The organism is Aporhodopirellula rubra, from assembly GCF_014192335.1.
Classification (GTDB): domain Bacteria; phylum Planctomycetota; class Planctomycetia; order Pirellulales; family Pirellulaceae; genus Rhodopirellula; species Rhodopirellula rubra.
On record NZ_JACHXU010000005.1, the window covers coordinates 251527 to 265627 of the forward strand.

General features: G+C 53.4%; 6 protein-coding genes. All 6 read right to left on the bottom strand.

Translation table 11 applies throughout. From position 1 onward, the window contains the following. Positions 1–719: 719 nt before the first annotated feature. A complete protein-coding gene (locus tag FHS27_RS08970) occupies positions 720–2414 on the bottom strand; it encodes a cation:proton antiporter (protein WP_184304314.1) in 1695 nt (564 codons plus the stop codon). A 351-nt stretch (positions 2415–2765) separates the two neighbouring features. Next, entirely contained in the window at positions 2766–5243 is a 2478-nt protein-coding gene (locus tag FHS27_RS31030) for a sulfatase-like hydrolase/transferase (RefSeq protein ID WP_246419327.1), read from the bottom strand. A 193-nt stretch (positions 5244–5436) separates the two neighbouring features. Next, positions 5437–8394, bottom strand: coding sequence for a sulfatase-like hydrolase/transferase (locus FHS27_RS31035; RefSeq protein ID WP_246419330.1), 2958 nt, complete (start codon positions 8392–8394; stop codon positions 5437–5439). Continuing rightward, the gene (locus FHS27_RS08985; RefSeq protein WP_184304316.1) at positions 8391–10721 is read right to left on the bottom strand and encodes a sulfatase-like hydrolase/transferase; all 2331 of its coding nucleotides are present in this window, start codon (positions 10719–10721) and stop codon (positions 8391–8393) included. The genes FHS27_RS31035 and FHS27_RS08985 overlap by 4 nt, the downstream gene beginning before the upstream one ends. Before the next feature lie 55 nt (positions 10722–10776). Next, positions 10777–12450, bottom strand: a complete 1674-nt coding sequence (locus FHS27_RS08990) for a sulfatase-like hydrolase/transferase (RefSeq protein WP_184304318.1) — start codon at positions 12448–12450, stop codon at positions 10777–10779. A gap of 8 nt (positions 12451–12458) precedes the next feature. Beyond that, positions 12459–14093 (bottom strand): DUF5060 domain-containing protein, encoded by a 1635-nt coding sequence (locus FHS27_RS08995; protein ID WP_184304320.1) that lies wholly within the window; start codon positions 14091–14093, stop codon positions 12459–12461. Between the last annotated feature and the right edge of the window lie 8 nt (positions 14094–14101).

The window sequence follows — 14101 nt, forward strand, 5'->3', positions numbered from 1 at the left end:
GGTTCTTGGAAAGTTCAAACAGCTAATGACAGGTGACCAATCGACCACCCTCCCGGTCAAAATGACCGCAAATTTATGGAGGCCGAGGCCCCAAATATCTCTTGCATTCGTCTTATTCTCACCAACAGCACAACACCCCCTAGCTTATGTACTTTAACATTCTAGTCCAGACATTCACCGTCAAAATGAGTTTTTGCCGACTTCAGAGCGTAAACGTTCCCCCCACAAGAGTTTATCGTTGTAATCAATCTGACGCTTTATTCCGAGAGGCCGGAAAATGCCAGCAAAATGGTGCCGCCTTGGTCATATTTCAAGACTAACAAGTCTTTGATGTCAAAATAGCGATACCCCCTGACATCTCGACATTAGGTGACAGTAAACCTCATCCCCCCGAACAGTTGAATCGGCGGCGATTTTGCCTACCCGAAGGCGCCGTGGTGCAACCTTGACCGACTCCACCGGCGGCGAACGCCCCCCACCACGTGCGAAACCCACCCGTCCCAAAAGGCTCGGTTTTCCCGCGGATCATCGCACCTTGCGTCTCCGGCGACTGATCTAGCCCCCGGTCGCCGGCCACGCGAGCGGGAATGCGTCCGTGACCGAAAAAATCCGACGCCGGATCAATGGGGCCGACCTCGCGGGACCGAACCGATCGCCCCGGTGAGCTTCAATCGATTGAGACCAAATTTTTTTTGCGGAGCCAATCAAGACTCGCTGAATCAAGCCGGGATGCCGGCCTCCACGTGATCGATACTTCCATTCTCGTCGGCCAAATGGTTGTCGCGTCCTTCGACCCACTCAATCAAATTCGCCGCAAGACTCTCGCCAACTTTTTGCTCATCCCCGGTCACCACGTGGGCTCCCGCGGAAACAAAGTCGCCCGTGTGGAGTTCGTAGCGAGTTCGCACAATCACGTGTGCGTTCGGTGCTTCTTTTCGGACATGCTCGAGAATCATCAATGCCGATTCAGGATGGGGCACCGTGATCACCACCGCTTTGCATTCATGCAGCCTCGCGTGCTCGAGCACTTCTGACTGCGTGGCATCACCGACCTGACCGCCAAACCCCAGTGCTCGTGCTTTTCGAGCACCTTCTTGATTCAGATCAATGACGATGACCCTGAGACCGTGATCGACCAGCGGCCACGACGCGATTTGACCGGCGGGACCGAAACCAATGATCAACACATCCGGCGACTCCACGATTTTGACACCGTCATCATTCGGTCGAAAATCGGATCGCATCCGTTGAGCGACCCAGTTTCCAATCTTCGACGCTGCCGGTACGAGAAACGCGCTCAGGAAGAACGAAGCAATCGCAACCGAGACCACCAGTGCATAGACGTCCTCGGACACCACTCCGCTGGCACGCCCGATACTCCCAAGGACAAACGCGAATTCACCAACCTGAGCCAAACAAACACCAGTCGCCACGGCAACCCGAGTCGACTGACCGAGCATTTGAAAGCTGGCCCAGGTCACGACCAGTTTACCAATCGTGATCACCGCCACCGCCGTCGCGACGACATACCAATTTCGGATGATCCATATCGGATCGGCTACCATCCCCGCAGCACCGAAAAACAGAGTCAGCAACACGATACGAAGCGGTGACACGTCGGCGCGAATCTGGGTCGCGAACGCCGAACTGCCCAACATCATTCCCGCCACAAACGCCCCCAGCGCAGGCGACATGCCCGCGAAGTGAGACGCCCACGCGGCCCCCAACGCTGCAACGACCGCGAACACAACCGTCAACTCGCGGTTGCGTTGCAATGTCAATGTTCCCAATGCGACCACGGCGATCTTATTGAGCAGGAACAAACCTAACACCAGACCGCCGGCCATCGTCAATAATTTGCAGACGTCCCACGCGATCTGGGACGCGGAACCTTCGCCACCAAGGACCGTCATCAACAACGCGAGCGGCACGACAGCGATATCCTGAGTCAGCAACACGCCCAAACTGTTACGACCATGAGGCATCTCGACCTCGCCTCGTTCCATCAAGATTCGCAACACCACGGCCGTGCTGCTGAGTGCGATCATCGCGCCAAAGGCAACGGCCTCTCGAAGAGCCAACCCGAACGGATAGGCCGCCGCAGCAGCCAATGCGACGGTGAGCACAACCTGCACGACACCACCAAGGAGCGGCGTCGAACCGAGCTTCTTGAGTCGATCAAACGAAAACTCAAGACCGAGACTGAACAGCAACAGCGCGACTCCCAGTTCCGCGATCGCTTCGATCTCGTGCTCGGAACTGACCGCGTGAATGCTGCCGGGTCCACCGAGCATCATCCCAGCCAACAGATAGCCCACCAGCGGGCTTTGTCCGAATCGTGAAAACAAACCTCCGACCAACAACGACGCCCCCAACAAGATGACGACGTTTCCGAGTATGGTCCAAAGCTCCATCAAAAATTCCTGAGTAAGTGACGCCGCACACCGCAGTCCGATAACCTTCGGCTGCCGGTGCGGACAGCAACATAGAGTTACCGCCCGAGTCACACATACTCAAGGTGGCAGACGTTCGCATCGCCGCGATTGTCTCCGAAAGGCGGCAGAACTCGAATGTTCCGATCGCTCAAGCGACTCAACGCCCCCTAACAATGCCACCTCGCGTGACGGCCATTGCCGAACGTTCAAGCAAAGCACTCTGTTAATTCAGTCGCCGCGCATCGGGCGAAACACGCCGTTTCTCAACTGGATCGATCGCCCGCAAATCGACCGGTCGGGCCAAACCAATTTCCGAGACCGTGCCAAACGCTACTTCTCGACAACCCAAACGTTTCGGTATTGGACAGGGTTGCCGTGGCTCTGGAAGTAAATCGGCCCGCGAGGAACCTCCGCCCGAGGACCGCTCGGCCCACCACCAGTTCCCTCGGGTAGAGTCACATCATCATGGATCAGCACGCCATTTTGGTGGACCGTCATCTTCGCGTCCGTCACCTTCTTGTCACCGTCAAATCGAGCCGCGGTGAAATCAATGGCAAACGTCTGCCACGTTAGCGGCGGCAAACACATGTTGATGTCTGCCGCTCGGATGCCATAGATGCCGCCACACCAAGTATCAGGATGCTTCAGAACTCGATCGATCTTCCAACGTTCCGGTGAGAAATCGACGCCGAACGTGTCGCAGACCTGAACTTCATAGGCTCCCACCGCGAACACGCCGCTGTTCCCTCGTCCGGGATGCGCCAGCGGAAGTTCGGGCTTGAGCGGAATCAAACATTCATAATGCAACTGAAAGTCTTGGAACTCTCGCTTCGTTTTCGCCCCCGCTTGCAACAACCCATCTTTGATCTTGCCGAACGCCCAATGCTCCATTCCCGAACCATCAAACAACACGATGGCATCACGGGGGGGAGCAGTAAATTCGAACTCCGACGAACGATCCACTTTCACGTATCCCTGCAAACGTTCTGCGATCGCATCTGCGTCCAACCATTCATGCCCAATCACACCACGATTCCATCCATCGCCCGGCAGTCCGCCCTGATAAATCGAAAGATAAAACTGTCCCTCACAAGGCACGACTTGCATCGCCTCGTCACCACGAACGTACTCACCTAGAAACGCAAACCCGGAAAACTCCTGAGCCGCCGTCTTCGCGTCTGTCCAAACAGGTGTGTCTCCTTCCGGTTTGATCACGTTCGCGTGCGGTGTTACGACGTCCGCCGATCGAGGAGTCGTCCGCACACGTGAGTTGAGAATCTCGAGATAGTCTTTCCGCATCTGCTCGACACGTGTCTTGTGCTCAGGCGATTTCACAAAGTTAAATTGCTTCGCCTCCCGCGGATTATCCGCCAGATTGAACAATGCGATCGGGTCGAATTTCGAAAGCTGCAGATTGCTTTGCAGGATCAGTTTCCACGTTCCTTTGCGGTAGTAGACTTCTTTTCCGGACCCTGCTTGCTGCACGATAAAATCACGCTGTTTGAATTGGCCTTCTCCCGTCCACAGCGGCAACAGGTTGTTGGAATCCAAAGCCTGCCCATCGGGAACCTTCGTCCCCACCAACGCCGCAAACGTCGCCAGCATATCCTGGTTGAGCGCAGGTTCGTCAGTCACACCAGGAGCAATGTGGTCTTTCCAAACGGCGAAAAACGGAGTGCGGTGTCCTCCCTCGAGAGGCGAGTTTTTCGACCCCGCGTATCCACCGCTAACACGATGACCGCTCGCACGAGTCGCTTTATCAACCGCCAAACCGCCATTGTCTGACGTGAATACGATCAGGGTATTGTCGTAAACACCTTTGGCCTTCAACGTTTTGATAATCCGGTTCACTTGCTGATCGAGATCCAAAACCATGTCGAGATGACGCGAAGGTGTCGCCCCTTCAATCTTCTTGCCGTCGAACTCTGCCGGCGGACAATGCGGGACGTGGCACATCGGCGAACAGTAATACAGAAAGAACGGTTTATCCTTTCCCGCGTTGGCCTCGATGAAGTCAACCGCTTTTGAGGAAATCAGTTTGCCGATTTCGCGTGCATCCCATCCTGAATCGCCCATTCCCTCACCTTTCGACGTCAGATCTTTGGGATGGATCGCGTTGTTCTTATTCAGAAACACAATCTCAGAGTCGTCCCTCATCGGATACCAAGAGTTGTTTTCGTACGCGGTATAGATGGGACCTTGAATGCCGCATGGAAGCGTGAAGTCATAGTCAAATCCCCAATCTCGCGGACCGTTTGCAATCCATTTGGTGAGATCGACCGTCCCGGTAATGTCTTCGTTTCGATCATTCGCACGATAGATCCCGCCATTGCTGAGATCGCGAAAGTCACCTCCCAAGTGCCACTTGCCGATAAAACCAGTGAAATAACCCGCGTCCTTCACCACGCTTCCCAGCGTGACGTCACCCTTCTTGAACGCGGTCTCGCGAAACGTTCCCCAAACACCCCATGGCGCATTGGAACGATAGTTGTTGTTGCCGCTCATCACGCAGTATCGAGTCGGCGAACAAAGAGCGGTCGCGGAATGACCGTCGGTAAACCATAAACTCTCGCGAGCAATAGAATCGATCGCCGGTGTTTCGATCACCGGCTCTTTTTTCATCTGCGTGCGAACGTGGTGACTGACGTCACCTAAACCAAGATCGTCAGCCATGATCAACACGATATTGGGGCGACCTTGGTTACTTGCCTCCGCCGCAGCAACGTGCCCACTAACGTGATCGCCAACGATACAGACAGTGAAACAGACGATGAGACGGACGGCAAAAGCAAAATATGGGGGGTTCATGACTCGCGTTCTAAAAACGTGTAACTCTGCAGAGCAATCGCAGCTCTGCAAAGGAAGTTTGAATTGAAATGGATCATTGCTCTTCGAACAGATATCCGCCGATCGACAAACGTGATTCGAAGCCGAACCCGCGATTTGTATTTCACTCGCATCGAGCCTTGCACCAATGGCCCCAATGCTTCTCATCGAAAATTCAAGGTTTCGAATCAAACGTGATCACCAGCGGGATTTGAATATTGAATGAGTGACGCACATTGTTTTCATCGATCGTGTCGGCCGCGCAGAGCAACGCCACCGGCACTCCGTTCTCAACATAGACCTGAGGACGTTCGAGATGATCGAATTGCTGAACCTCACCATCTTCCCACTCGATGATTCGTTGTGATATCTCATGATGTTTCGCAGGCTGCCAATCCAAACCGTCAACCGAATCGTAGTGCACTAACGAAAAGACCCGTTTCCGTCCTTCGTGTTTGATGCGTTTAACAATCGCTCGATACTTCCCTTCTTGGAACCAGATGTAAGGGTCTTCAGCCGGGAAGTGTTCGCCTTCGAAAACGAAAACCAATCGATCTTGTTTGACAAAAGGTCCCGTTGGGCTTTCGGAGGTGGCGACACAATGCACGACGGGCCCACCACTCGGCAAGGGACGCTCCTGGCCGACGCCTTTGTAAACCATCAGATAACCACCATCGGGACGCTGACAAACCGATGGGTTTGATGTGACCAATGAGTCCGCTGCGGAGCGGTCCTCGCTAACGTCAACGAGAGGAACATCGCTCCGAGTCCATGGACCGTTCGGGCTGTCGGCGACGGCAACACCGATGCGTTGGTTGTTCCGATGTTGCCAATTCAGCAACTGCTTCCCCGGATAACCGACGATCTCACCGTCGCCGGTATTCCCCATGTGATAAAGATAGTACTTGTCCCCAAACCGATGCACTGTCGGATTGTGGGTGCACCAACCGTCCCAGAATTCTTTTCCTCGCCGAGGCAGTGCCACGTCTCGAAATTCGAACGGACCAAACGGGCTGTCCGCTACCGCATGAGCAATTTCTGAATCGGTCACCCACGCCCACCCCAACTTTCGCGGCCATCGCGAATAGAACAGGTGGTACACGCCCGCATCGTCACGAACGAGCGAAGCCCCCCATATACTCATTTCGTCACTGCGAAAGACCGATTCTCGATCGACCTTTCCAAATTCAATCTTCATGTCCGGCGGCGATTCAGTGACGTTGCCCACCGACGCAGACGCTTCGATCGCGGGAACGCAACCCGCAGGAATGTCCAACCGTTTGTCATCACTTCCGGCGGCAAAGTCACTGATATCGAATTCGTTTTCCTGCTTCCAGTTCACTTCTAATCGGCGATCCCCCAACACGATATTGCCGAGTTTGTTGCGTAAGAAATCGACCAACGCTTGATAACGCTCCTCTCCTGCGACATTAAATCGTTCACCAGGATCTGATCGCAAATCGAAGAGAGCCATTTCAATGTCTTCGCGAGGCGAGTCCAGTGCCCAGCGAACCTCTTGATTGGGCGCATATCCAGCCCCGAGTTTGCCATTCTTAAACCGAGTACGCATCGAAAACGCAAAATCATCCGAGCGAATGTACGCTCGAGGTCCGTAGACATGATTCATCTCACCGAGAACATATTCCCGCGGGGTCACGCTGCCGGCGACGGTCGCCTGCAAAGGCCTCCCATCGAGATGAGCAAACTCAGGTCGCGAAACGTCCAAACCCGCAGCCGTGTAGAACGTCGACGCGAAATCAACAAACTCAACGAAGTCATCGCACACCGTGCCCGACGGAAACGCATTCTTATCTGACGACACGACGATCACAGCGTTGTGATTGGAATGATCATACGGACCGAACTTTGATTCGATGCCCTGTTCGCCCAAATGCCAACTGTGGTCTCCACACACATAGACGATCAAGTATTCGCGTTCCTGCTTTTTGCTGAACGACTTGAACTCATCCACGGTTTTCCCAACCATCGCGTCGCCAAAAGTACAGAACGCGTAGTAATCACGAATCGCCTGCTGCTTTCCATCATGCGAAAGATCGTCGAACCGATTTTTCGCATGCAGTGTTCTTAGCTGAGGCGGAAGTCGTTCGAGTTCCGCAATGTCAAACTCCGGAACGCGATACGTTTTCCCGACAAACAAGTCACGATATTCTTGAGGTGGCATCACTGGCGTGTGTGGGAAATGAAACCCCACGTTTAAGAACGCGGGTCTGTCCAATGACGCACCCGATGTCACGAGTCCATAACCGGTCTGGTATTCCCTGCCCGCATTGGCGAGAAAACGGCTGAACTCCGCGACCGTGTATCCATCGAGTGTCTTGTCCGACGGTTGCGAACTGCGACCGCCAATGATGTGTGCCGCTCCCGATTTCGAATAAAGCAGATCGAGTTCCTCTTCGACCGCATTCTTTTTGGCTCGTTCTTGCTCGTCGATTTCATCCCCGACGAGAAACGAAGTGTACGTCCCGTCAGAATGATAAAAGCGGTCCTCCGTCCCCACGACGATGTTCTTGCCGTTTGCTTTTTGGCGACGCTTCTCGCGGAACCAATCGGTCAAGCCGTTTCGCTGCAAGTCGTTTTTGGCATCAACATCGAAATCCCAGAAACCCACATCGTTCCATGTCAGTCCTGATCCCCAATCGAAGATGTAGTAACCCGACTTTCCAAAGAGTGCCGTGTGGTAGCCTTGATCACGCATGACCTGCGGCACAACGGGTTCGAACGTAGAGACGGCGTTGTGCGTCTGTTCGAATCCGTAGATCCCATTTCGAAACGGGTACCGACCCGTGATCATCGACCCACGCGATGGAGCGCATCCCGGCGAATTGCAATACGCTCGAGTGAAGAGAACGCCCTCGGACGCGAGTTGATCAACATGCGGTGACGAGACGAACCCGAGCGGGCTTTCGGTCGTCCCTCGGACCGCCTGGTTGTAACACGCTAACGAATCCGGACGCTGATCGTCCGTGATGATCCACAAAACATTCGGAGCCCGACTCGCCTCTTTCGCGTGCAACACAGAACTAGACGCCAACAGTGTCATTACCACGACGAGGCCCACAATCGCTGAAGTCACTCGCCCAATAGGAGAGCCGATACTCGTTGAACTTCTCATCGTGCTGTCTCCGTCTCGTTCGCAAAGACCTTAATGTTGTCGAAATCGATCGTGGCTCCGTTGACGGTGAAACCGAACTTGGTCTTCGTCGGATGAGCAAATCCCGGTGACTGCAGAGATACGACCTCCTCGCCGTCCAACGTCACGTTCATGATGTCATCCTGGATACGAACCCGAAGACGGTGCCATTCCCCACGTTTGATGGCGATCGCCGCTGACGAGTGCGTTCGGGCGAGCACGTTTGCCAGATTCAACTTTTCAGCCTCCGACAAGGTTGCTTTCTGCCGTAATTTTCGGACTTTCAGATTCATGCCTCCTGTCTTGTCGTCACCGATCGTCAGCCGTTTCGGCGAAATCGAGACGCGACAAATGTGCCCCGCGTGCACCGATTTCTCGTTCTTATCATCCATCACCAAATTAAAGCGAGTTCCGCCATTGAAGCGAAAATCAAATTCCAGATCGATGTCATCAAAAGGCAATTGCGTGCGAATCACAGCGCCATGGTCGTCATAAGTCTGCATCCCGATTAATGCACCGTCAACCAACGTCCACGCGTCCTTCGTTGCACGAGCGGTGTCGTAGCGAGGTCCAAGGTCCGAGCGTCCTTCAAAGTCGTCCGCAAAACGAGTGGGGCGTGTTTTGCTCGATGAGGATGCATCTACCGTTGGTGCGTTCGGCTGGACATTCGCACCTGTTTTTTTCTTTTTCGATGCACTCGCATTTGCTCCATTCGACGTGGTGGCCGAAGACAGATCGACACCCGGCGCATCGTGCTCGGTTGCGTGCAAATCGAACCGAGGCAACACGTCGAGCAACCGATCACGTTCAGCACGATGTTCCTCCGAAACATAATCCCAATCTGTAATTTGCTGAAAACTGATCAGGTCGTCAGGCGTCTCGGAAACGTCCCACCATCGACCGGGACCATCTCTCATCACCTTTTCGCCGCGAATCATTTGCTGTTCGCGACTATACGCATAGATCCAATCGCGGTGTTTCGGTTTGTCCGTGAACAAGAATGGCACGAGGCTCTCCCCGTTGACTTCGTAGTCTTTGGGGATTTCAACACCCGCTAAATCCGCAACCGTCGGCAACATGTCCGACATATTGACCAACACGTCCTGCGCTCCCTTTTTCGCCATCCCGGGGGCATAGATGATCAACGGAACATGTGTCCCTTTCTGTCGATCGGAACTGTTCTTCCCGTACCCACCGGTTCCGTTATCGGCACAGAAAATCACAACCGTATTGTCCTCAATCCCCATTTCCTTCAGTTTGTTGCGATACAACCACATTTGGTAATCCAAATACTTCAAATGCGAATGAATCCCGGGTTCACTCACCGTACCATGAGTGTCGTAAACACCTTTGTCACCCGTGATGTGGGGCGTTGTCCGCGTATATCCTTTGCCGTCCCAAGTCAGTTTGGGCGTCCCCGGCCAACTGCTTTCCGACGTAGGGTCCAACCAATCGAATGCGTCGTGCCCGAGGTGCGTGGTGTGATAGACAAAGAACGGTCGATCTTGGCCATGTTGCCGCTCCATGAAATCAAAAATGAAGTCCAGTTCCACATCGGGGCCATACGTCCCCGGGCCGAACTCTTCGATTGATTTTGGCGTGTTCGGCCACCACTGGAAATTTTTGCGATCGTGGTTCATCAACCGCACATGAGGATAGAAGTACCATCCGTGCTGTTGGTAAGTATCGAGCGGTTCGATGGTGTCAGAATTCAACAACACCCTTTTGCCGTCGACCTTCTTGTAGTGCATCTTGAAATCGGTGAACGGATTATCGGTATCCGACAGATTCCCAGGTGTAAAACAACCTTGGTCGAAACCGAACTCACGAAGGTCACCCGCCATTTGCGTTTTGCCGGCCCAATACGTTCCGTAGCCGCCTTGTTGGGCCACATGGCCGATTAACATCGGCGAACTCAGGTACAACGGCCATGTTAGTGCCTTTCCGTTTTCATCGATGTACCGCCCTTTGTCCTTGTTGTTCCACCACTTGTGCAAGTGTGCGTATCGTCCGGTCATCATCATCGCCCGGCTCGGAGAACAAACCACCGAAGCCCATGCCGTCTTTACCCAACAACCTTCGGCGGCCATTTGGTCGAGAACCGGTGTTTCCGCAAGGAATTTCACGTCTGTCGTATCGCCGCGAGTGGGTGGACTCCACACGGACGATCCATACAAAGGCAATTCGCGTGCGCTAATATCGTCGGCATACACCAAAATGATGTTCGGCTTCTCGGCCGCCGACACCGCGGCTGAGAAGCTAGCTCCTACGGTCACTAGCATCATTAAAAAACAGACAACTCGGTTCATCGTTTTACTTCTCGCTGCATGGATTTCGTCGAAAAAAACGCTTCGTCATCTTTCGCTAACGCGACTGACACTCTTTCAACTTCCGCTCGAGTTCACTGGTTTCGGTGTAACGGAGGACTTTGGGAAGCTCGGTACCGCGGGCCATTTTCAATTTCTTCTTCCAAAGCGCACGCATCCGGCTCAATTGATCCTTCAGGCTCGGATCGTCAATCAGATTCCGCAACTCATGCGGATCATCCGCGACGTAATACAACTCTTCGTAGATCGGTTTCTCTCCCTCCAACGGCGACTCGACATAATGGCGGTAAACCGCGATGTTTTCGTCCGCGACCGTGTAGAGCATTTTGGTGAGAGGAATCCCCATTTCCTTTGCGGTTCGGATTTTGATTGACGCCGGAAAACTGTTATTGGCGTAGTAGCGGATGTACTTCCATTCCTTATCCTGCACCGCTTCAATCGGTGGATTACCGAAATGCGTCGCCCACAAATTCTCGGTAAAGATGGCGTCGTGTACCGGAGCATTCCCCCCATCCACGAGACCGCGAATGCTCTTGCCTTGAAACGCCTCAGGGGAATCAATTCCGGCATAGTCAAGCATCATCGGCGCGATGTCGATACTTTGCACGAAGTCGTCACATCGCCGCCCACGTGCGGACTCACTTGCGTTCGGGTTGTACACGATGAAAGGCACGTGCGTTGTCTGTTCATAGCACAACGCCTTCCCACCCAAACCCTGCTCACCGGTAAAGAGACCGTGGTCGGACGTGAAGATGATGATAGTGTTTTTGTCGAGGCCGTTGGCCTCCAACTTTTCACGAACCCTGCCGACCATCCGATCAATTCCAGTCATCGCCTGCATTCGCCGAATGATCCGCTGGATCGCCGCATCGGGCTCATCCGAATAGTCATATCCGGTCTGGCGTTCGCTCGTTTTCAATACGTGAGGTGGCAGTTTCGGTGTCTGGACGTCTGCTTTGGCCACGTAGTTTTTCGGAAGCGGAATTTCAATGTCCCGGTAGAGAGACTTGTAAATTTCATCATCGCTTTCGCGTGATGCCATCGTCCCTGCACCGGCATCATGAGGAAGATTGAAACAAACACTCAAACAAAACGGCTTGCCCTGAGGCCGTGATTCGAGAAAGCGAATCGCTCCCTCGAGCCGATGTTCATTGGATAAAAAATCATCAACCCCCTCCTGAATGATTTCGACCTGGGTATCCGACTTTGCTGCCTGAAAGATTTCGTGGAGATCCTTGGGATAGAAACGGATATGCCCGTGTCCGGCATAAAAATAGTCGAACGACCGGTCCATCAGTCCGCTGCCATAGCCACCATATCCAATCGGTGAATGGTTCTTGCCAACGTAGCCGGTGTAGTATCCGTGATCTCGCATCACGACCGGATAGGAATCCGCCCACGCTTCCGGAGAGACACTGGTTCCGGAATTGAAATTCACCCCGTGTTTGCGTTCAAACTGACTGAGCAGAATGGAAATCCGACTCGGCGTGCAGATCGCGCTGGTGATGTAGGCCCGATCAAAAAACACGCCGTCCTTTGCGAGTTGGTCGATATGGGGCGTCTGCGTCAATTCATTACCATCACATCCCATCATTCCGTACGATTGGTCATCAGTGAGGATGAACACAAAATTAGGACGCTCGTCGGCCACTCCCACACCGGTGCCCAACAACAACAGCACGCAACTCGTTAGATCGCGAACAAGACGCATTGAATACTTCACTTTCCGGTCCTCGTTTCTTCGGATTCGACTTTGACGATTAAAATTGCGAAGTGCTCTCCGTCCGGCTTATCGAAACTCGGCCACTGAGTAATTTTCTTCTTGATGGGTTTGCTAAATTTTCCCGTCATGGGATCAAACCACGTCCCCTTCATTTGCCCGCCCGACATGGTTTTCGGCATCCGAACACCGATATTGATATTTTCTTTGGGAACGTAAAAGAGATAAAGATCGTTGTCGTTGTGAAGGCAAAAACCACTGCTGCTCTTCTTGTCTCCCGCTTTGAGTTGGGACAGGTCGAATCGTTCGATTAGTGTCCGCATGTGTTGGTAGTATTCCAAACGTGGGCGTGTAGAAGGATCCATCGCTTCGATATCAGGGAAGACCACGTTCCAGGCCGCCCCCTGCCAGTAATGCGTTGGATAGGTTCCCGCGAACACGCACTGATAGGCACGTTCGAGACACACCTCCGGCGACGTGTAACTGCCGGTGAACACGACATAGGGGCCTCTTTCGTATCCGCCGTGTTCGATATTTAGAATCGGCTTGCCTGGAAACTGCGAGATCACATTTCGCATCACACTGTAAAGCTCAGAGGACCAAATCTGCACCGAAATGAAGTCGACCTTCTTTGGAAATCTTGAGCAATAACCGTAGTCGTGCACGGTCACCAAACGCTCGCAAGCATCGAGTTTCCGCAATCGATCGATCCGACCGCTGATATAACCGACATCGTTGTGCCCATACCCGAGAGCTTCTTTGGAGATGTCCCAAACAAGGTTCGGGAACGCCTGGTAGCGTCGCACCACGTAATCAAAGTAGCGATTGTCAGCCTCGGAATCGGCGTCAGGCCAATTAACCTCCTTATTCCAAACGTAGATCATGAGGTGCGCAGCAATTCCCTTCTGGTCGAGACAGTCGATCACCCGATCAAGCCGTTGAAAGTACTCCGTGTTCAGTTGCGAATGATCGGGTTCGGCATTACTACCACCGAACGGGAACGCGTCTGGCGAGCCGTAATCGTATTGATCGTCGAGGCGATCGTCTTTTGCCCATTTCACGTCATACGCGAACACGTTCATCACGACCTGGTTGAACCCTGCGTCGGCAAGCGTGTCAACAAACTTTCGCGTGTCGGGGATACCATCCGGATTGTTTACATCCAATGCAAACAACCAATCGGATTCGATCGCGATGGGGTAGTAACTGCTGCCATCTTCGTAGACGAAGTTGCGAGCATTGTTAGGATCCTGATTCAAACCACCTCGACGTCCCTCGCGTGGCGGCTGCGCCGTCAAAAGTCCTTTTTGCCCGTTGAGACCTGCGATCGTTGAGTGAGTCACGTATGACCAATCTCCCGATGTCGGTGGTGTGAAGCGGATGACGTACTCCGCATCACCGTTGTAGAAACCGGGTACTTCCATCGTTCGCCCGTCTGAATGTCGCAGAGTTGCCGAGAACTCGACGTCAACGGGCTGACTCGGGATTTGCTCGACATGAAATGAGAGATCGTGTACGTCCCATTGTCGACAGGTAACGAGAGGGTTCTTTGCGGTCTCATTCGCCGAAATTGGGACAACCGAAGTCATCATGGCGACCATCACAACGACAACAGTCGCAATTGGAGATCTCATCAATTTCT